The sequence below is a fragment of the Streptomyces hygroscopicus subsp. hygroscopicus genome (assembly GCF_001553455.1).
Taxonomy (GTDB): Bacteria; Actinomycetota; Actinomycetes; order Streptomycetales; family Streptomycetaceae; genus Streptomyces; species Streptomyces hygroscopicus.
The window spans coordinates 1-20276 of the sequence record NZ_BBOX01000212.1 but is presented as its reverse complement, the minus strand read 5'-3'; the positions used below and the strand labels follow the sequence as shown (position 1 = coordinate 20276).

Here is a 20276-nt window from a genome sequence, read left to right as displayed (position 1 = left end):
ACAGAACACGCACCCGGCATGGGTCTTGAGGCTTCCGGCCATCGCCTCCTCGGTGGGCGCGGTGCGCACGGCCGCGCGGGAGCGGCTGCGGGCCTGGGGGGTGGCTGCCCCGGTGTGCGACGACGCGCTCCTCGTCGTCTCCGAGCTGGTCACCAACGTGATCGCCCACACCTTCAGCGACCACCTGGAGTGCCGGCTGCGCGCCGAGGCGGGGCATCTGCGCATCGAGGTCGAGGACCAGATGCGGACCGGCACCGTTCCCGCGCCGCGCACCCCGGCCCCCGACGAGCACGGCGGACGAGGGCTTCTCCTGGTCGGCGCGGTGAGCAGCGCCTGGGGGGTCGAGGACGCCCCGCACGGGCGGGGGCGGACCGTATGGGCCGAACTGCCGTCGCGGACGGAAGAGTGCCGCTGAATCATGGACCGACAGCATGGTGGCGCACCTGACACGCCGTCACCCCGCACAAGGGGCGTCCGACGGAGCCATCGCGGACGCCTCCGCCTACCGGACGGGCTGCCCGCCAGGCTGGGATACGACGCGGTGGGGATGCCGGCGGACATCGGACGGCGGGTCATGCGCTGTCTGCCCCGCATCGGCTGCGTCTTCGCCGACGACCGGCAGTGGTGGTGGATCGTGCCCTCCGGATCGCATATCGACGTGGCCTGGCCGCCGTTCACCAGCTATGCGGTGGGCGCCTATGTGACCGGCCGGAGCGCGGCGCGCGCCGTACGCTCCCGCCAGCCCCGCCTGGTCCACCACCCCCAGGACGACTCGCCGTACACGCCGCCGATCCCGCTGTACTTCATGACCTGTCATATCGCGGGCATCCGGCCCCGCTGGTCACCGGGGGACGCCACCGGGCCGACCCGAGCGCTGTGAACCGCCGCCCCACGGGGCGGAACGCTCCGGCGTCGGCCCCGTAGGCCGACGCTGCGCCCGATGCCCGGTCCGGCATCGGGCATCGGGCATCGGGCATCGGGCATCGGGCATCGGGCATCGGGACCAGCCTGACCGACAACGTTGTCCCACGGTATGGACAAACCCGGACGCGAGTGTTCTGGTATTCGTGCAGCAAGTGTTCCCTGTGGAAGTTCCGCCGTTCTCCGGGCGGCGGCGCCAACCGGACCATGGAGCAGCAGCGTGCTGAGACACTTGTTCCTCCGCTTCCCCGCACTTCTCCGCCCGAGACGGACCTGGCGGCGGCGCGTGGCCGCCGCCGTGGCCCCCGCGTTGGCCGCCACCGCCCTGCTCGTCTCCGGCGCCGGCCCCTCCCACGCCGCCCCGGCCTGGGACCCCAAACCCTCCCCGATGACGACCCCGTGGACGCACCAGGTCCCGGTCGACAACCCGCTGCCGGAATATCCGCGCCCCCAGCTCACCCGGCCCGACTGGGCCGGTCTCAACGGCATCTGGGACTTCGCGGTCACCTCCCGCGACGCCGGACAGCCGGCCACCTTCGGCGAGCGGATCCGAGTGCCGTTCGCCCCCGAGTCCGCGCTCTCCGGCATCCGGCGCACGATCACCCAGAACGACAAGCTCTGGTACCAGCGCACCTTCACGGTGCCCTCCGGCTGGAACGGCCGCCGGGTCCAGCTCAACTTCGGCGCCTCCGACTGGGAGACCACGGTCTGGGTCAACGGCAAGCAGGCGGGCGCCGTCCACCGCGGCGGCTACGACGCCTTCTCGTACGACATCACCCCCCTGCTGAACGGCGGCACCAACACCGTCGTCGTCTCCGTGTACGACCCCACGGAGACCGGCGGCCAGGCCATCGGCAAGCAGCGCGTCCAGGACGTCACCCCGCACCCCGGCAGGAGCATCGTCTACACCGCCTCCTCCGGGATCTGGCAGACCGTCTGGCTGGAGCCCACCGCCCCCGCGCACATCACCCGCCTGGACATGGTGCCGCGCCTGGCGGACAACACCCTGCGGGTCACCGTGCGCGGCTCCGGAGCCGACGGCGCGGGCGTCAAGGTCACCGTCTCCAGCGGCGGTACGGCGGTCGGCAGCGCCACCGGCACGGTGGGCACCGAGTTCTCCGTACCGGTGCCGAACGCCCGCCTGTGGACGCCGGAGGACCCGTTCCTGTACGACGTCACGGCCGAGCTGACCGCCGGCACCGGAGCCGACCGGGTCGGCAGCTACACCGGTATGCGGTCGATCGCGGTGAAGGACGTGGACGGGGTCCGGCGGCCGGTGCTCAACGGCCGGTTCGTCTTCCAGACCGGGACCCTGGACCAGGGCTACTGGCCGGACGGCATCTACACCGCGCCCACCGACCAGGCCCTCAGGTTCGACCTGCAACAACACAAGGACCTGGGCTTCAACATGGTCCGCAAGCACATCAAGGTCGAGCCCCAGCGGTGGTTCTACTGGGCGGACCGGCTCGGACTGCTGGTGTGGCAGGACATGCCCTCCATGGACAGCCCCACGACCCCGGACACCGCCGCCCGCGCCCAGTGGGAGACCGAGTACCGCGCCATCATCGACCAGCACCGCAGCTCGCCCTCGCTCATCCAGTGGGTCGATCAGAACGAGGGCTGGGGACAGTACGACCAGGCCCGGATCGCGGACATGGTCAAGGCGTACGACCCCGCGCGCCTGGTCGACAACATGAGCGGGGTCAACTGCTGCGCCGCGCACGACGGCGGCAACGGCGACGTCGTCGACAACCACAACTACGTCGGCCCCGGCAACACCCCGGCGGAGCCGGTGCGCGCCTCGGTGCTCGGGGAGTACGGCGGCCTGGGCTACCGGGTGCCCGGCCATGAGTGGTATCCGGGCGGCGGGTTCAGCTACGAGGACCAGCCGAGCCTGTCCGCGCTCGACAACCGGTTCGCCGGCCTGCTCGACGGGATCCGGGAGAACGCCATGCCCGCGGGCGGCCTGTCGGCCGCCGTCTACACACAGATCACCGATGTCGAGAACGAGGCCAACGGGCTCCTGACCTACGACCGCCAGGTGGTCAAGGTCGACCAGGCCCGGGTCCGGGCGGGCAACCAGGCGCTCATCGCGGCGTCCCGGACGGTCGGCGCGACGGTGAAACTGCCCGTAGGGCAGGCGGTGTCGATCCGGGTGACCACCCCCGGCTACACCGACCGCTACATCCGCCACTACGACGGGCTGGGCTTCACCGAAGTGGTGAACGCGGCCAGCGGCGATCTTCTGAAGAAGGACGCCACCTGGACGGTCAGGGCGGGGCTGGCGAACCGGCTCTGCTACTCCTTCGAGTCCCGCAACTACCCGGGCGAGTACCTGCGCCACCGCGACTTCCGCGTCCGGCGCGAGCCGGGCGAGAGCACCACCGGGTACAAGGAGGACGCGACCTGGTGCCCGGTCCGGGGCAGCGGGGGCGTCCGGCTGTCGGCCGCCAACTACCCCGGGCAGTACCTGCGGCACATCAACGCCGAGCTGTGGCTGGCCCGGTCGGGCGGCAGCCACACCTGGGACAACCCGGCCTCCTTCACCGAGGACACCACCTGGGCGATCGAACCGCCCTGGGCACCCTGAACGGCCCCGCGGGCACGGACTGACCGGCCCGCGCCTTCGGCGGCCGCCCCGCACGGGCGGCCGCCGCCGCTCTCCTCCCCCACCTCCCACGCGCACGGCCCCCACGGAAAGGCGGGTACGTCATGTCAGCGCGTCTCCATCGGCTCCTCCGCGGCCTCCTGACCCTGGCCATCGCCCTGGCCGGCCTCGCCGTCCTCCCCGCACCCGCCCGCGCCGCGACCCCGGTCTGCGCACTGGCGTGCGACACCCTCGACCCCTCCAAGGCGCAGCGCGACACCTTCCCGGTGCCACAGGTGAACCTCAACGGCCGGATCCTCCGGCTGCACGTGTCCGACCCCGACGACATGGCGTGGGCCAGCATCGACAACGGTGTGACCGGTGACGCGGTCTGGCTCGACCGCTCCTGGGACCGGGGCGCCTCCTGGGACGGTCTGCTCGGCAAGGCGAGCATCCCCGGCACCTGGACCGGCACCCGCACCCTGATGTACAACCTCACCGACCCGGTGGGGCACCGGCGCGGCTGGGTGCGCGCCTGCGCCGACGCCACCGGCGTCACCTGCACCGACTGGGTCTACCCGAAGGTGTGCGACGGTTCGTTCTGTGACGGCGCCGATCCCGCCACCGCGGCGGGCGACGACCGCCCGGTGCCGTCGACCACGCTGTTCGGGCGCACCATCAGCCTGCACGTCGACCAGAAGAACGGAATGGCGTGGGGCGTCATCGGCAGCGGCGGCACGGGCGACGAGATCTGGCTCGACCGCTCCTGGGACAACGGCGCGACCTGGCCCGAGGGCTCCTCGCTCGGCCGTACCCGGGTGTCCGCGGGCAAGACCTCCGCGCGCACGGCCATGTTCGCCACCCGGGATCCGCGCGGGCTGCTGTTCGGCGGCGCGGTCCGCGCCTGCGGCCGCGAGGCCGCCCACCAGGAGGGCAGCTGCACGGCCTGGGTCAGACCGGCGCCGAGCCGGGCGCGGGGCGCGGCGGACGCGCTGATGGCCTCGTACCAGCCGTACGAGGGCTGGTGGCGCAGCAGTTGGTGGAACTCGGCGGTGGCGGTCACCTCGCTCATCGACTTCGCCCAGCGCACCGGGCGGCATGACTACGACTGGGTCATCGCCCGCACCTTCGAGCAGAACCGCGGCACCTTCCCGGCGGGCGTCCGCAGCTCCGACGCGGTGGAGGGCCATTTCATCAGCCGCGCCATCGACGACGCGGCCTGGTGGGGGGTGGCCTGGCTGACCGCGTACGACTACACCCATGAGCGGCGGTACCTGAACGAGGCGGTCACCATCGCCGATTACGTCCACCAGTACTGGGACACCGGCACCTGCGGCGGCGGTGTGTGGTGGGACCGGGAGCGCACCTACAAGAACGCGGTGACCAACGGGCTGTACCTGTGGCTGACGACGTCACTGCACAGCCGGGTCCCCGGTGACACCGTCTGGGGCGGCCGGGCGGCCACGGCCGCGACCTGGTACCTGAACAGCGGGCTGATCAACGGTTCGGGTCTGGTCAACGACGGGCTGACCGGCGACTGCCGCAACAACGGCCAGACCGTGTGGAGCTACAACCAGGGGCTCGCCATCGGCGCCTTCACCCAGCTGTGGCGGTCCACCGGGAAGGGCCGGTACCTGGACATCGCCCGGCGCCTGGCCGACGCCGCGACCTCCTCCACCGCGCTGACCCGCGACGGCGTCCTGACCGAGTCCTGCGACACCGGCACGAACGCGTGCGACGACAACCAGAAGCAGTTCAAGGGCATCTTCATGCGGCACTTCGCCGACCTCGCGGACGCCACCGGATCGGCCGCGTACCGGACGTACCTCACGAAGCAGGCCGACTCGATCTGGAGCACCGACCGGGACTCCCTCAACCGGCTCGGCCAGCGCTGGGCGGGCACCGCCCCCAACCAGGTGGACTGGCGCACCCAGGCCAGTGCGCTGGGAGCGCTGACCGCCGCGGACGACCGGTGACCCGTCGCGCCACGCGACGGGCCGCCCGCCTTCTCCGGACCCCCCACCACCCGCGCTCGTATCCGATGTAAGGAGCTTCCCAATGCTGATGTCAAGCCGCTGCCGTGACCGGTGGTGTGGCTTGGTAGCACGCTCCGTCGCGGATCATGGCCCACAGGACGTTCAGACGTCGGCGGGCGAAACCCATGCAGCCATACCCAGAGCCCCTGGGTTCACCGATCTTACGAATGACCAGTTCAAACCCACTACTTGAAAGGTAGGGCGACCCATGGGCCCAGGGCCCCGCACCGCCCGCCGCCTCGCGGCACTGCTCACCGCACTCCTGGCCGTCCTGTGCGGCCTCGTCTCGGCCCCGGCGGCCACCGCGGCGGCGCCGCAGGCCGCCGCGGGCACCTTCCGCAATCCGCTCAACACCGGCCCCGACCCGTACATGACCTTCTGGAACGGGTCCTACTACCTGACCACCACGCAGGGCGACAGCATCCGGATGTGGCGCTCGTCCTCCCTGGGCACCTTGCTCGACGCCGATCCCCTCACCGTGTGGACGGACTCCGACAGCTCCCGCAACCAGCACATCTGGGCACCGGAGTTCTACCGCTTCAACGGGCGCTGGTACCTCTACTACACGGCCGACGACGGCGTGGACGACCACCACAGGATCTACGTCCTGGAGTCCGACCGTGACGACCCGGCCGGCCCCTACCACTTCAAATCCCGTCTGACGCCGCCCAACCACGCCATCGACTTCGCCATCGACCCCGGGATCCTCCAGCACAACGGGCGCCTGTACCTGGCCTACTCCGGCATCAACCAGTACCAGCACAACGGCATCAACATCGCCCCGATGTCCAACCCGTACACCGTCTCCGGCGACGCCGTCGCGCTCAACGCGGCCGGCGGCTGCCCCGAGGTGCGCGAAGGGGCCGAGTTCCTGTACCGCAACGGCCGCACCTGGATGACGTACTCCACCTGCGACACGGGCAAGCCGGACTACCAGGTCTGGATGATGTCCCTGCCGTCCGGTGCCGATCCGCTGGTGCCGGGCAACTGGACCCAGCACAGCGGCGCGGTGTTCTCCCGCGCCGACGACCACGGCGTCTACGGCCCCGGTCACCACGCGTTCTTCCGCTCCCCCGACGGCACCGAGGACTGGATCGTCTACCACGCCAAGACCACGTCCACGTACACCTACACCGACCGCACCACCCGCGCCCAGAAGATCACCTGGAACGCCGACGGCAGCCCGAACCCGGGCCGTCCGCTCGCCATGGGGGCGACCCAGGACCTGCCCTCCGGCGACCCGGGGGCGGGCACGTACTGGATCAACGACGACGGCCGGTCCAGCGGTGGCGGAAGCGTCGCCTACACGGGCACCTGGAACTCGGGCACCGGCTGCGCCACCCAGTGCTTCTGGAGCGATGACCACTGGAGCGACCGGGCGGGCAACACCGCCACGTTCACCTTCACCGGAACCCGGATCGCCCTGCTGTCGGTCCGCGACACCGGCAACGGCATCGCCGCCCTCAGCATCGACGGCGGCGCGGAACAGCGCGTCGACTTCTACGGCGCGATCCGCACCGGCGAGACCCTGCAGTACCGCAGCCCCCGGCTGCCCTACGGCAGGCACACCCTGCGCGTCCGCGTGACCGGCGAGCACAACGCCCAGTCGGGTGCGGCGTTCGTGAGCGTGGACCGCGCGGAGGTGTACACGCGCTGAGCCCGCGGCACATCCGTGGCCCCGCCGGGGCGGGGCCACGGGGAGCCCTACGGTGTGTCCGCCGCGCCGGCCGCCGGCAGGAGCAGGCCGTGCAGGGCGTACTCCACCAGCTTGCGCACCTCCTCGGGGGCCAGCGACTCGTGCCGGGCCATCAGGCGGAAGGTCAGCGCGCCCAGCAGCACGTCCGTGGCCGTCGACGCGTCCACTCCCGGCCGGGTCAGGCCCGCCGCGGCGGCCCGCTCCCAGTACGGCTCCAGCGCCGCCCGGCGGGGCGTCAGGAAGAACTCGTGGAAGTACGGCGCCGCCTGCGGCTCGGTCGCGCAGGCGGCCAGCAGCTGCCCGAAGAGGGCGCCGTCGGGGCTGGTGTAGTAGGTCAGCAGGTCGGTCGCGAAGGTGACCAGGTCGTCGATGGGACGGCCGGTGTCGGGGAACGCCACCGCCTCGGCCGTGTCCCGGCCGAACGCCTCCGCCATGATCGCGGCCTTGCAGGGCCAGTGCTTGTAGATGGTCGCCGTGCTCACCCCGGACCGGCCGGCGACGCGGTCGATGGTGACCGCGGCCACGCCGTCCTCGCGCATCAGCGCGCTGGTGGCGGTCAGCACCGCGTCATGCGCCCGCGCACTGCGCGGCCGCCGGGGGCGGTCCGGCACTCCGCGGCTCTCGGCTACCTCGGCGGGGGTGTCCACGGGCGGCCCCTCCTCTGCGCTTGCCTCGTAACTGAAGTGATGTTTCACTTTAGTTTGGGGCGCTCGGGCAGCGCAATCCCGCCGCGCGGGAGCGGCGACGCCGCGGGAGCGGCTCGTCCGCCCGGCCCAGGAGAGAGCGACCGCACCGGAACGACCGGAGGACACCCACCATGCTCTACGAACTCGCCACCCTCTCCCTCACCCTGCGCAGCGTGCCGAAGGCCCTGTCCGCGCTGGAGTCCTACACCACGAGCCCCTCCACCGGCGGCCGGCTGCTCGGCTGCTGGGAGCCCGAACACGGCGTGATCGTCGGACAGCTGCTGGTCCTGCGCGGCTTCGAGAGCACGGAGGAGCTCACCGAGGAGCGCCGACGCGTCCTCACCAGCACGGACCCGTTCGGCATCGGGGAGCACCTGACCGCCTTCCAGGTGGAGAGCTACGCGCCGTTCCCCTTCCTGCCACCGGTCGAGCCGGGCCGCTACGGCTCCGTGTACGAGTTCCGCACCTACCACCTCAAGGTCGGCGGCCTGGTGCCCACGATGGCCGGATGGGAGGCCGCGGTGCCCGAGCGCACCCGGCTCCACCCCCTGACAACGGCCATGTACGGCCTGGACGGCGTCCCCCGCATCACCCACATCTGGCCCTTCCCCGACCTCAACGCACGGCTGGAGATCCGCCGCGACGCCTACGCACGCGGCATCTGGCCCCCCGAGAACGGCCCGGAGAACATCGCCCACGCCACCTCCACGATCGCCCTGCCCACCCCCATCTCCCCGCTCCGCTGACCCGGTGCCGGTCCGGCGTTCCGGGCACCGGCCGCGGCGGACATGACGTCCGGGGCGATCCGCCCGCGGACACGCCTTACCGTGGCGCACGTAGATCTCAACTTGCTCGTGGCGCTCGACGCGCTGCTGGAGGAGAACAGCGTGACCGCCGCGGCGGACCGGCTGAACCTCTCGCCACCGGCGATGAGCCGGACGCTGGCCCGGATCCGCCGGGCGACCGGCGACGACATCCTGGTGCGCGTCGGCCGCACCATGGTCCCGACCCCGCGCGCCCTGGAGCTGCGCGAGGAGACGCGCGAACTGGTCCGGCGGGCCACCGCCGTACTCACCCCCGTGCACGACCTGGACCTGGCCCGGCTGAACCGGCACTTCACGGTGCGGGGCCATGACGCGCTGCTGGGCGTCCTCGCCGCCCCCCCCTGATCGCCAGGACCGGCGCCACGGCCCCGAACGTCCGCCTGAGCCTGCCGGCCGAGCCCTCGGCCGACCAGCGCGACCCCACCCGTGGCCATGTGGACCTGGAGATCGGCGCGAGCGAACCCGACCGTCCGGAGATCTCCTCCGAGGTGGTGGGCACCGACCGGATGGTCCTGGCGCTGCGGCGGGGGCATCCGCTCGCCAAGGGGAAGGTCGACGCGGACAAGCTCGGCCGGATGTCCTTCGTGACCGTCTCGCGCCGGGGCCGCCTGCACGGCGCCGTCGACGACGCCTTCGCGGAACGGGGCCTGCGCCGGCGGGTGATCGCCTCCCTGCCGACGAGCGCCGCGGCGCTGGAGGTGGTGTCCCGTTCGGACGCGGCGGTCATCGTCGCCGAACGGGTCTGCCGGCCCGCCTCGGCCAGGCTCGGCCTCGTGGTCCGGCGGCTCCCCGTGGAGTTGCCCCCGGCCCCGATGGTCGTGACCTGGCACCACCGGTACGACGGCGATCCGGCCCACGCATGGCTGCGCGGCCAGGTGCGGGAGGTGCTCCGCGAGGTGGCCGACGGCCCCGCGGACGACCCCGGCTGAACCACCCCCATGGCACCCGGCCCAAACCCACGCGGCCCCGCGCACCACCCCGGCTGAAGCCAGCCCGGACCCACCCGGCCCCGCGCACCACCCCGGCTGAAGCACCCCATGGCACCCAGCCCGGACCCACCCGGCCCCACGGCCCCATGGCACCCGGCCCAGACCCACGCGACCCCGCAGACCACCTCGGCTGAAGCACCCCCATGGCACCCAGCCCGGACCCACGCGGCCGCGCGGCGTCACCGTTCGACGCCGCGCGGCCGCCCGCACCGGCCGGTCGGGGCGCTTGGCACACTATGGTGTGCCGGTGCGGAACCTGCTCACCGGTGAGCCGAGGCGGTCACGGGCGCCGGCTGCGGGGTGTTGAGCTGTCGCAGCAGCCGCGCCACCTCGCCCGCCATGGCGTGGCGGGCCGGCCGCAGATAGCGGCGCGGGTCCACCAGGGCGGGGTCCGCCTCCAGCATCGCGCGGGCCGCTCCGGTGAAGACCGCGTTCAGATGGGTCGACATGTTGATCTTCTTCATACCCGCGTACACGGACGCCTGGAGCGTCGCGTCGTCCGCCCCGGAGGAGCCGTGCAGCACCAGGGGCACGGGGACGGCCGCGCGCAGGGCGCGCACCAGGTCCAGGTCCACCGTGGCGGTGCGGTCGCTCATCTGGTGGGAGGTGCCGACCGCGACCGCGAGGGCGTCGACCCCGGTGTCGGCGACGAACCGGGCCGCCTCCTCCGGGTCGGTGCGGACACCCGGCGCGTGCGCTCCGTCCTTTCCGCCGATCTCACCCAGCTCCGCCTCCACGAACACCTTCTGTTCGTGACACCACTGGGTGATCTCCCGGGTGCGGGCCACGTTCTCCTCCCAGGGCAGGTGCGCCCCGTCGTACATCACGGAGGTGAAGCCGCGGGCCACGGCCTCCTCGATGAGGTCGGTCCGGGTGGCGTGGTCCAGGTGGAGGGCCACCGGCACGTCGGTGGCGTCGATGGCCGCGTGGGCCGCGGCGGCGAGCGGCGCGAGCGCGCCGTGGTAGGCCACCGCGTTCTCACTGATCTGCACGATCACCGGCAGCTGGGCCCGCGCCGCCCCGGTGAGGACCGCTTCGAGCTGCTCGATGAGTACGACGTTGAAGGCGCCCGCGGCCAGCGGTGTGGCGGCGAGGACCCGGTCGGTGGAGGCGAGGGGCATGGCAGACGTCCTGGGCGTGAAAGGGCGGGTCGGGCGGGCGGTTCGGTTCGTTCAGCCGAGGGAGCCGAGGATGACCGAGCGGGTCAGGTGCTCGGGCCGGTCGGGGTTCCGGCCGGCGTTCTCGGCGAGGCGGACGGCCAGGCGCTGCGCCAGGACGAGTTCGGCCAGCGGGTCCAGGGCCCCCTGGCGCAGATACGCCCCGGTGGCCCGGACCTGGTCGGCCAGGGAGTCCGCCACGGGGACGAGGCTCCATACCGCGCGCCCCTCCCGGGCCACGGCGACCGGGCCGTGCCGGTACTCCATGGCGGAGTACGACTCCGTCCAGTGGGCCGCCGCCTCGCGCACCTTGAGCGCGGCCTCGTGGGCGAGGCCCACGCTCCAGTCGGCCCCGAGGAAGGTGATCTGCTCGGCCCCGGTCAGCTCGCCGGGCAGCGGCGCGGTGAGCGCGGTGGCCAGATCGGCGAGCGCGTCGTCGGTGGGGAGCCCAAGGTGGGCGCGGAGCAACAGCAGTTCGGTGGTGGGGAACCGGGTCTGCACCACGGACTGCTCGTCGGCGTAGTCCAGGCAGATCACCTCGTCGGCCATGGCCGCCGCCGGGGAGTCGGCGACGGCGGTGACCGTGGTGACCCGCACCGGGTCCGGGGCCTCCTGGAGCGCCGAGATGATCTCGGTGGTGGTGCCGGACCGGGTCAGGGCGAGGATCCGGTCGTACGGCCTGTGCAGCTTCGCCTCGGACGCCGGGAAGGCGTCGGTGATGCCCTGGCCGAGGCCCTCGCGCAGCTGGGCGTACGCCTGGGCCATGAACAGCGAGGTGCCGCAGCCGATGACCGCGACTCGCTCGCCCTCGGCGGGCAGCGCCTTGGCGTGGCGCGCCGTCTCGCGCACCGCCCGCTCCCAGCACTCCGGCTGGCTGGCGATCTCGTCACTGGTGTGGGACATGGTTCTCCGTCAGGAAGGGGGTGGTGACCAGGGGGTTCAGCTGCCGAGGGTGGCGCGCAGCCCGGGTTGCAGCCGTTCGGCGTGGGCGCGCACCATGTCGTCGCACAGCTCCCAGATCTGCTCGACCCGCAGGGCGGCGGCGGTCGCCGGGTCGGTCATGGCCGCGTGCCGGATGTGCCGCGGCTCGTCCTCCAGGGCGGCGCGCACCACGAGGTCGTTCATGCTGAGGTAGGTGCGGTTGAGCGCGGCCAGCTGCGGGGGGAGCGCGCCGGCCCGGGTCGGCTGGACACCGGACCGGTCGACCAGGCACGGCACTTCGACGACGCCGTGGGCCGGAAGGTTGTCGATGAGCCCGCGGTTGGGCACATTGCCGTAGACGGTCCTGGGGGTGCCGGTCACCATGGAGTGGATGATCTGCGGGGCGTACTCCATGGTGCCCTCGACGTCGATGCACGCGCCGGTGGCGAGGGCGTCGCGGGTCCGCTCGTACTCGGCGACGTTCTCCTCGACGATGCCGAGGTAGGCGCCGATGGGCAGCCGCAGCCGCTCGACCTCGCTGTCGTGGTGCAGGTACCAGGGCACGTACTCGGAGGAGTGCTCGCTGGTCTCGGTCGGGTAGTAGCCGAGCCGCCGGTACATGTCCACGCGCACCCGCCGGCGCAGCTGCTCGTCCTCGGCGATCAGGGCGTCCAGCCGGGGGTACAGGTCGGTGCCGTCGTGCTCGAACCGGAGCACCCACGCCTGGTGGTTGACGCCGGCGGCACGGTAGGTGACCTCGTCCAGGGGGACGTTCAGCAGGGCGCACAGGTCGTGCATGGTCCAGTGGACCGAGTGGCACAGGCCGACCACCCGGGTCAGACCGGTCGCCGCCACCAGGTACTGCACGTTCATGGCCATCGGGTTGGTGTAGTTGAGCAGCCATGCGTCGGGGCACACGGCGGCGATGTCCTCGCCCAGCGCCTTGAGGAACGGGAAGGTGCGCAGGGCGCGGAAGATGCCGCCGACACCGAGGGTGTCGCCGATGGTCTGCCGCACCCCGTGGCGCGCGGGGATCTCGAAGTCGGTGCGGGTGGCCTCGCCCATGCCGATCTGGACGATGTTGATGACGAAGTCGGCGCCCTCCAGCGCCGCGCGCCGGTCGGCGTGCGCGGTGACGCGCACGTCGGCACCCCGGCGCTCGGCGATGTACCGCGCGGCGGCCTCGGCGGTGGCCAGGCGTTCGGCGTCGATGTCGTGCAGCGCGATGTGCGCGGTCTTCAGCTCGGGGAAGGCGAAGAGATCCGCCAGCAGTCCCTGGGTGAAGACGACGCTTCCGGCGCCGATCAGCACGATTTTGGGGTTGATCATGACGGACTGTCTCCGTTGGTGGTGAGGTGGGTCAGGGCTTCTTCCCAGCTGGGCTGGGCAGTGGTGCCGCCGGCGGCGCGGGTGGACAGCGCTCCGCACACGGCGGCGAGGTCGAGGGTGTCGGCGAGGGACCGGCCCGCCAGCCGTCCGGCCAGGAACCCCGCGTTGAAACTGTCCCCCGCGCCGACCGCGTCCTGGGCTGTCACCCGGATGCCGGCGGTGGTCAGGACGGTCCGGCCGTCGTGGCACAGGGCGCCGTCCGCCCCGTTCTTGACGGCCACCAGCGGGACCTGGCGGGCGAGGAGTCCGGCGGCCGCCGCGACGGACGTACCGTCGGTGCCGGCCAGCCGGTGCGCCTCGGCCGCGTTGGGCAGCAGGACGTCGGTCCGGGCCAGCACGGGCGCCAGCGCCGCCCGGTCCCATCGGCCCGAGGGGTCGTCGTTGGTGTCGAGCGAGGTGGTGGCGCCCGCCGCGCGGGCGGTGTCGAAGAGGCCGGGCAGGTCGGCGGCGAGTCGGGGCATGAGGAAGAAGGACGCGGAGTGGACGTGCCGGGCCGAGGTCAGCAGGCGTTCAGGGACGTCGTGGCCCGAGGTCGCGGCGAGGGTGCCCGGCGCGGTGAGGATGGCCCGGTCGTCGCCGCGGGTCACGATGACCGTGAGCGGCGTCGGCAGCCCCTGGTCCATGCGCAGCCCGCTGACGTCGACGCCGTGCGCCGCGAGCCGGTCGCGCATGTAGTGTCCGGCGCCGTCGTCCCCCACGCGTCCGGCGAAGGCCACCCGCAGCCCCAGCCGGGCGGCGCCGCAGGCGGTGATCGCGGCGGAGCCGCCGAGGGTGAGGGCACCGCTGTCGATGAGCTGTTCGCGCTGGTCGAAGGCGAGTGGGGCGTCGAGCGGTCCGATGATGACGTCGGGGTTGGCGTCCCCGATGACGAGCAGGTCGAAGCTGGGGGGCATGACGTGTTCCTGGAGAGATTGCGGAAGGTGTGGCGCGGGGCCGTGGTCAGCCCTTGAGACCGGAGGAGGTGATCGACCGGACGAAGGTCTTCTGCGCCGCGAGGAAGGCGAGCAGCACCGGCAGGACGGTGATGACGTTCCCCGCCATCACGGCCGACCACTGGGTGTGGTGCTGTCCGCGGAAGGTGGTCAGGCCCAGTTGGAGGGTGTAGTTGGCGTCGTGGTTCAGCGCGATGAGCGGCCACGACAGATCGTTCCAGGTGGTGAGGAAGGTCAGGACGGCGACGGTGCTCAGCGCCGGGCGCGACAGCGGCACCACGATCTGGAACAGCACCCGCAGCCGCGAGCAGCCGTCGATCCAGGCGGCTTCCTCCAGCTCCCTGGGCAGGGAGAGGAAGAACTGCCGCAGCAGGAACACCGCGAACGGCGTCACCAGCGACGGGACGATCAGCGCCCCCAGGGTGTCCACGAGCCCCAGCTTCCGCATGACCAGGAAGGTCGGGATCATCGTCAGCTGGAACGGGATGGCCATGGTCGCCAGCATCAGGACCAGCAGCACCCGGGAGCCGCCGAACCGCATCCGGGCGAAGGCGTATCCGCCCAGCGTTCCGAGCAGCAGGTTCGAGACGACGGCGACGGCCGAGACGATCAGCGAGTTGGCGAACCAGCGCGGGAACATCGCGTTGCCGAGGACGTAGCGGTAGCCGCCCAGGTGGATCCCGGAGGGCCAGAGCGCCGGCGGGAACCGGTTGATCTCCGCGTCGCTCATCACGGAGCTGAGCCCCAGCCAGATCAGCGGTACGGCGAAGAGCAGCGCCAGCGGCGCGAGCAGCAGATGCCACGGGCTGAAGGGCAGCCGGAACCGGCGCCGTGGCCGGGCCACCGGCTCCCCGGTGGCCCGGCCGACCGGCCGGAGGCGGTCGGCGGCCCGCCCCGGGGCGTGGGACAGGTCGGTCATGACGTGGCTCCCTTGAGGCGGCGGTCGTCGCGGCGCCGGACGAGTCGCGTCGCGGCGGCGATCACGAGCAGGGTCACGCCGAGGACGTAGGCGGCCGCGGCCCCATAACCGGCGGTGAAGTTCCGGAACGCCTGCTCCCAGACGAAGTAGACGATCACGGTGGTGGATCCGAGTGGGCCGCCCTTGGTGGTCACGTACACCAGGTCGAAGACCTGGAGGGCGTTGATCGTCTGCCAGAGCAGCAGGAACACGCTGACCGGGGCGATGGTGGGCAGGGTGACATGGCGCAGCACATGGCGGCGGTCGGCGCCGTCCAGGGTGGCGGCCTCGATGAGTTCCCGGGGCACGTCCTGGAGGGCCGCGAGATAGATCACGACGCAGAAACCGGTGCCGCTCCACAGCGAGATGACCACCAGGACCAGCAGCGCCTGGGCCGGGTCGGACAGGAACCCCTGGGGGGAGACTCCGATGCGGTGCAGCAGTGAGTTGGCCGCGCCGAACTCCGGGTCGAGGATGAAGGAGAACAGGACGCCCTGGGCGGCGGCCGAGACCACGAACGGCACGAAGAGCAGAGTGCGGTAGAGGCCGACGAACCGGATGCGGCGGTTGAGGACCAGCGCCAGGAACAGCCCCAGGCCGATGCTCAGCGGCACGTACAGCGCCGTGTAGACCAGGGTGTTGCGCACGGCCTGGCCGAACTGCGGGTCGTGGGCCAGCTGGCGGTAGTTGTCCAGGCCCACCCAGGCGCTCGGCGTGAGGAGGTCGCTGTACTGGAACGACAGCAGCAGGGACCACAGGACGGGGATGATGCTCAGGCCCAGGATGATCAGAACGGACGGCAGGACGAACGCCCAGGCCGTCGCGGCCTCCCGGCGGGCCCGGCGACGTGCGGTGCCGGCCGGTGTGATCGCGGGCGGACGGGTGAGGGGTTTGGGCAGACGGGACATGTGGTGCTCCTCAACGCACTTTGGCCATGGCGGCGTTCGCTTCGTCAGCGCATCGCCGCAGCGCCTTCGCCGGTGTGCTCTTCCCGAGCAGGACGGCGGTGATGGCCTCGCCGAACGGCATGGAGATCTTGGGGTACGCCCGGTCGACGGGGCGCACCCGGGCGGTCTCCAGCGCCTTGGTGAACACCGGCAGACCGGGCACCTCGGCCGCGTGCGCCCGCCACTGCGGACGGCGCTCGGCGGGCCGGCTCTGGGGCAGGCTGCCCACCTCGGTGTCCCAGTAGTACGCCTGTTCGGGCTCCATGAGCCAGCCGACGAAGGTACGGGCGGCCTTCAGCCGCGCGGAGCCGTTGTCGAACACGCTCCAGGTGTCGGGGCCGGAGATGGTCACCGACCTGCCGGTGAAGCTCGGCAGGGGGACGACGTGATAGTCGATCTTGGCCTGCTGGATGTCGGGCAGCTGCCAGGGACCGGTCGCGACCATCCCCAGCCGGCCGGACGCGAACGCCTGGTACATCTGCTCGCCGCCGGGTTTGGGATCGACGTAGACACTCCTGTCCTTGGCGAGCGTCTCGAGCACCTCCAGAGACCGGATCCCGGGTTCACCGGCGAACCCGATCTGCCGCTTCTCCTGGTCGATGACCTCCCCGCCCAGATCCCAGATCATCGGCCACATGCGCCACACCGTGTCCTCGTCGCCCGCGGCGGGCCAGCCGGTGCCGAACCTGCCCTTGCCGCGGTCGGTCAGCTTCCTGGCCGTCTCGATGAAGTCCCGCCACCTCCAGCCGGGCGCGGGCAGGTCCAGCCCGGCCTCGCGGAACAGCTTCTTGTTGCACACCACGGCGAGCGAGTCCAGCACCGCGGGCACCGCCCGGACCACACCGTCGACCGTGACGCCCTCCCGGGCGGCCGGCCAGTACTGCTTCCAGGGCACCTGCCCGGACTCCACGACCGAGGTCATGTCCGCCAGCTGGCTGCTCCTGGCGACACTGGCCAGGTCGGAGCCGAAGATGTAGGCGATATCGGGCGGGGAACCGGCCACCAGGCCGGCCATCACCTTCTGCAGCATGTCGTCCGCCAGCACCCCGCCGCCCAGGTCGATCCGTATCCCGGGGTGGCTCCGGTGGAAGTCGGCCACCAGCCGCTTGACCGTCTTCAGCGCGCTGCTGGTCTGCCCGTGCCACATCTCGATGTGGACGACTCCGTCGGAGTCCACCCCCAGGCCGGTGCCGCATCCGGCCACCGCCGCACCCGCGGCGCCGGTGAGCGCCAGCGCACCACCGCCCCGCAGGACGTCACGCCGGGACGGGCCGCCGCGCACGCGATGAACCGCGTCCATGTCTGCCTCCAGTTGATCAATGAGTGAGCGGCGCCCTCGGAACGGCATGGCGGTCCGGGCATGGCCGCGGCAGGCCGGGGAGCCGGGGCGGGACGGGGACCGTCCCGCGCAGCCGGCCCCCCGGAGTCGAGCGTGGGGGGTGGCGTGCCCGCCGGGGGCGGGGTGTCAGCAGGTCTTGCGGACGTAGCCGCTGCTGCCCGCGGGTGAGACATTGACGTCACGCTGTACGACGCTCACCCGGTCGCCGTACTGGCATGCCTTCTTCATGCCCGCGTCCTTGTACTCGATGAAGATGGCGTGGTCCCCGAACGCGGAGAGGTACCGGGAGCACTCGTTCCAGGCGCCGCACTCCTCGGCGATGGCGAAGTCGAGGCCGTTCGCCGCGTGGTTCGGGGCCAGCTCCACGGTGTTCTTCTGACCGACGGCCAGCCCCTTGCCATGGCCGTAGGAGGAGAGGAGCCGGATGTAGGACTGGGCGTGCGAGGCGGTGATCCGGCCTCCGACGACCTCCCGGGTGTAGGTGTCGAAGTTGTCGAGCTCCAGCGCGTTGAAGCCCTTGGCGGCGCATTCGTCGATCTGGACCTTGATCTTGTTCGCGATGCTCTGCCGCTTGGCGTCGGTGGTGATGTCCAGGATCGCCTCGTCCCAGTCCGGGTCGATGATGACGTTCCCGTTGCCGTCCTTCAGCAACAGGTCCCGGTTCCAGTCCTCCGGGCCGCCGGGGTCCCCGGCGGCCTGGGTCTGGAAGGCGTTGACGTAACAGATGTTGTACAGGCCGGATGCCGGGGAGGCGCTGTGGTCACGGCTGACCACCTTCACTCCGGCCGGCGGGGTGTACGCCCCGCCGATCTGGTAGTCGAAACCGGCGTGGACCGGGGGCAGGGCGACCGCGGCGGCCGATGCGCTGCCCGGGGCGAGAACGCCGACCGTGGCGGCCGCGACGCATGCCACGGCGGCGCCCAGGGTGGTGCGGATGCGCGAACGGTTCAGGCTCATCGCTGAGAGCTCCATGATCCGGGGGCACGACCCCGCCTCGGTCACAGACAGCGACCTGGCGACTCGGGCCGGACTCGCGGCGGGGGACCGCATACCGGCTGGGCGTACCTCTGCTGCCGAGTACGTCGACATCGGCAGTGACAGGGAGTAAACCGATCAGGCCGAGCTACGTCAAGAGTTTGAAACTGCTCAATATTGGCGTTGAACGCGCACAAGTGATCAGAGACCGCCGGGCGGACCGCACAGCGACACGGCCCGTCATGACTCGTGGAGGAGCCGTACGCCTCGGACAGTCTCCCTCACCACGGCCCCGGCACGGCTCTTGGCAGGCTCGCCGTGCGGCTCGCGGTGCGGCTCTTGGTAGGGTCGGTCACCAGTGCGGCGATCAGCGCGGCTCTCGGCGCAGGTCCTCGGCACGAACCTCAGCGTGACCCGGAGCGCGGCCGTCAGCACGGCCTCAGCACGACCTGCACGACCGCTGGCCCAATCCGTCAGCGCGACTCACGCGGCCGTCAGCACGGTCGGTAGCGCAACGCGACCCTCGGCACGACCGCCGGCGTGGGTAACGCGAACCTCAGCGCGAACCTCAGCGCGAACCTCAGCGCGAACCTCAGCGCGAACCTCAGCGCGAACCTCAGCGCGAACCTCAGCGCGAACCTCAGCGCGGTGCCGACCCTCGTCGGGCCGGCCCGCGCACCGGGCACCGCTAGATCCGCCGGAGCCCCACCAGCACCCTCTCCATCAGGTCGCGGTCCGGGAGGTTGCCCTCCGTGGAAGCCGTCTCGTGGACGACGATCAGCCCGCGCTCCGCCATGTCGCCGAGCAGCACCTTGGCCACGCCCAGCGGCACCGAGAGCATGGCCGCCACCTCGGCCACCGACCGCGGCTCCTGGCACAGCGCGATCACCGGGTAGTGGTCCGCCTGCAGGACGTCGATGGAACTGTGGCCCAGATCGGTGGTGGTCACCAGGGTCTCGACCTCGAAGTGGTGGTCGGACCTGGTCCGCCCGCCCGTCCAGGAATAGGCACGCACGAGCGAGGCCGGGCCCTGGCTCTCATCGTGCTCGGACTCCCAGCCGCCCGACGGCTCACGCTCCGGCGACGTCCGCGGGTACGGTTCCGCGGCGTTCCGGGGCCGGACGTCCCCGGCCTCTTGGCGAGGCTGGGGCTCCGGCGTCCCGCCCGAGCGAGACGCCTTCCGCCCGCGTCGCCCTTTACCGAAACTGAAGGCGTTGAGCACGTCGGCGAAGGTCTGTTCGTCCTCCGCCCCCTGTTCTCTGCGAGATCCCTGCCCGGAAGGGCCTTCACCGGTGCTCATGATCTCCCCGTCCGGCCTAATTGGCTGCTGTCCGCTTCAATCCCTGCAGATTCAACTCCTGGAGCTCGGCGCGTAGTTCCGGGGTCAGCATCTCGCCGACCTGATCGACCAGTACGGTCATCTCGTACGCCACCTGGCCGATCTCGCAGTCCGGCGCCGCCAGCACCACCAGGCAGGAGCCGTCCTTGATCGACATCAGCAGCATGTTGCCGTATTCCATCTGGATGACGGACGACCGCACCTCACCGGTGTCCAGGCACTGGGAGGCGCCCTGAATCAGGCTGATGGCTCCTGCGGCGATGGTGGCGACCTGCTCGGCACGGTCGTCCGCCAGCCGGTCCGACGCGGTGAGCAACAGTCCGTCGGCCGAGACCACCACGGCGTGCGCCACATTGGGCACCCGCTCGGTGAAGTTGGTGACCAGCCATCCGAACTGGCTCACCTCCCGCAGGTGGGGTGAGGTCATGGGTTCTTCCTGTCCATCTTCGCTGAGACCTTACGTCTCGTCGGGGTTGGCCCGACGGATGCCTGACTGGTAGTTGCTGAGGAATGTGTGGGTGCGCCCCGCGTCCAGCCGCGCGGCTGCCTCGTCCCCGGCGGGACGCGGTGTGGGCCGGTC

At 71.7% G+C, this 20276-nt stretch carries 19 protein-coding genes; 8 read left to right on the top strand and 11 right to left on the bottom strand.

What is annotated here, in order from left to right:
- The first annotated feature begins 25 nt into the window (after positions 1-25).
- The 5 genes from AXW62_RS44055 to AXW62_RS22110 all read left to right on the top strand — a co-directional run bounded on the left by AXW62_RS44055 (position 26) and on the right by AXW62_RS22110 (position 7201).
- Positions 26-415 carry an ATP-binding protein gene (locus tag AXW62_RS44055; protein WP_030830859.1) on the top strand — a complete coding sequence of 130 codons (390 nt, stop codon included), beginning with the start codon at positions 26-28 and terminating at the stop codon, positions 413-415.
- A 132-nt stretch (positions 416-547) separates the two neighbouring features.
- Entirely contained in the window at positions 548-880 is a 333-nt protein-coding gene (locus AXW62_RS22125) for a hypothetical protein (RefSeq protein ID WP_236259992.1), read from the top strand.
- Between the two features lie 339 nt (positions 881-1219).
- Complete coding sequence (locus tag AXW62_RS22120) at positions 1220-3511, top strand: AbfB domain-containing protein (RefSeq protein ID WP_060946091.1); 2292 nt, start codon at positions 1220-1222, stop codon at positions 3509-3511.
- A 122-nt stretch (positions 3512-3633) separates the two neighbouring features.
- Complete coding sequence (locus AXW62_RS22115; RefSeq protein ID WP_060946066.1) at positions 3634-5484, top strand: glycoside hydrolase family 76 protein; 1851 nt, start codon at positions 3634-3636, stop codon at positions 5482-5484.
- A gap of 268 nt (positions 5485-5752) precedes the next feature.
- Positions 5753-7201 (top strand): glycoside hydrolase family 43 protein, encoded by a 1449-nt coding sequence (locus AXW62_RS22110; protein WP_060946065.1) that lies wholly within the window; start codon positions 5753-5755, stop codon positions 7199-7201.
- 47 nt (positions 7202-7248) lie between these two features.
- Here AXW62_RS22110 and AXW62_RS22105 read toward each other — a convergent pair whose 3' ends face one another.
- The gene (locus AXW62_RS22105) at positions 7249-7887 is read right to left on the bottom strand and encodes a TetR/AcrR family transcriptional regulator (protein WP_060946064.1); all 639 of its coding nucleotides are present in this window, start codon (positions 7885-7887) and stop codon (positions 7249-7251) included.
- Positions 7888-8057: 170 nt separating this feature from the next.
- On the opposite strand from AXW62_RS22105, the gene AXW62_RS22100 reads away from it, so the two are divergent.
- From AXW62_RS22100 to AXW62_RS46940, 3 genes are all read left to right on the top strand, one after another.
- Positions 8058-8672 carry an NIPSNAP family protein gene (locus AXW62_RS22100; RefSeq protein ID WP_060946063.1) on the top strand — a complete coding sequence of 205 codons (615 nt, stop codon included), beginning with the start codon at positions 8058-8060 and terminating at the stop codon, positions 8670-8672.
- 81 nt (positions 8673-8753) lie between these two features.
- Complete coding sequence (locus AXW62_RS46945) at positions 8754-9095, top strand: LysR family transcriptional regulator (protein ID WP_306305062.1); 342 nt, start codon at positions 8754-8756, stop codon at positions 9093-9095.
- The gene (locus AXW62_RS46940) at positions 9092-9679 is read left to right on the top strand and encodes a LysR substrate-binding domain-containing protein (protein ID WP_306305063.1); all 588 of its coding nucleotides are present in this window, start codon (positions 9092-9094) and stop codon (positions 9677-9679) included. Before AXW62_RS46945 ends, AXW62_RS46940 begins: the two co-directional genes overlap by 4 nt.
- Before the next feature lie 320 nt (positions 9680-9999).
- Here the strand turns inward: AXW62_RS46940 and AXW62_RS22090 are convergent, their stop codons facing one another.
- The 10 genes from AXW62_RS22090 to AXW62_RS22040 form a co-directional block, all read right to left on the bottom strand.
- Complete coding sequence (locus AXW62_RS22090) at positions 10000-10860, bottom strand: class II fructose-bisphosphate aldolase (protein ID WP_051886208.1); 861 nt, start codon at positions 10858-10860, stop codon at positions 10000-10002.
- Positions 10861-10911: 51 nt separating this feature from the next.
- Complete coding sequence (locus AXW62_RS22085; protein WP_060946062.1) at positions 10912-11799, bottom strand: SIS domain-containing protein; 888 nt, start codon at positions 11797-11799, stop codon at positions 10912-10914.
- A 36-nt stretch (positions 11800-11835) separates the two neighbouring features.
- Positions 11836-13146, bottom strand: a complete 1311-nt coding sequence (locus tag AXW62_RS22080) for an alpha-glucosidase/alpha-galactosidase (RefSeq protein ID WP_060946061.1) — start codon at positions 13144-13146, stop codon at positions 11836-11838.
- Complete coding sequence (locus tag AXW62_RS22075) at positions 13143-14099, bottom strand: carbohydrate kinase family protein (RefSeq protein ID WP_060946060.1); 957 nt, start codon at positions 14097-14099, stop codon at positions 13143-13145. Before AXW62_RS22075 ends, AXW62_RS22080 begins: the two co-directional genes overlap by 4 nt.
- Positions 14100-14145: 46 nt before the next feature.
- Positions 14146-15057 carry a carbohydrate ABC transporter permease gene (locus AXW62_RS22070; protein ID WP_060946059.1) on the bottom strand — a complete coding sequence of 304 codons (912 nt, stop codon included), beginning with the start codon at positions 15055-15057 and terminating at the stop codon, positions 14146-14148.
- Positions 15054-16004 (bottom strand): carbohydrate ABC transporter permease, encoded by a 951-nt coding sequence (locus AXW62_RS22065; protein WP_060946058.1) that lies wholly within the window; start codon positions 16002-16004, stop codon positions 15054-15056. Before AXW62_RS22065 ends, AXW62_RS22070 begins: the two co-directional genes overlap by 4 nt.
- Positions 16005-16014: 10 nt before the next feature.
- The gene (locus AXW62_RS22060) at positions 16015-17343 is read right to left on the bottom strand and encodes an ABC transporter substrate-binding protein (RefSeq protein ID WP_060946057.1); all 1329 of its coding nucleotides are present in this window, start codon (positions 17341-17343) and stop codon (positions 16015-16017) included.
- Between the two features lie 165 nt (positions 17344-17508).
- Positions 17509-18339: an endo alpha-1,4 polygalactosaminidase gene (locus tag AXW62_RS22055; protein ID WP_102885028.1), complete on the bottom strand. Its 831-nt coding sequence runs from the start codon at positions 18337-18339 to the stop codon at positions 17509-17511.
- A gap of 706 nt (positions 18340-19045) precedes the next feature.
- A complete protein-coding gene (locus AXW62_RS45965; RefSeq protein WP_244503141.1) occupies positions 19046-19372 on the bottom strand; it encodes a DUF742 domain-containing protein in 327 nt (108 codons plus the stop codon).
- A 301-nt stretch (positions 19373-19673) separates the two neighbouring features.
- On the bottom strand, positions 19674-20123 hold the full coding sequence (locus AXW62_RS22040; RefSeq protein WP_060946054.1) for a roadblock/LC7 domain-containing protein: 450 nt from the start codon (positions 20121-20123) through the stop codon (positions 19674-19676).
- Positions 20124-20276: the final 153 nt, after the last annotated feature.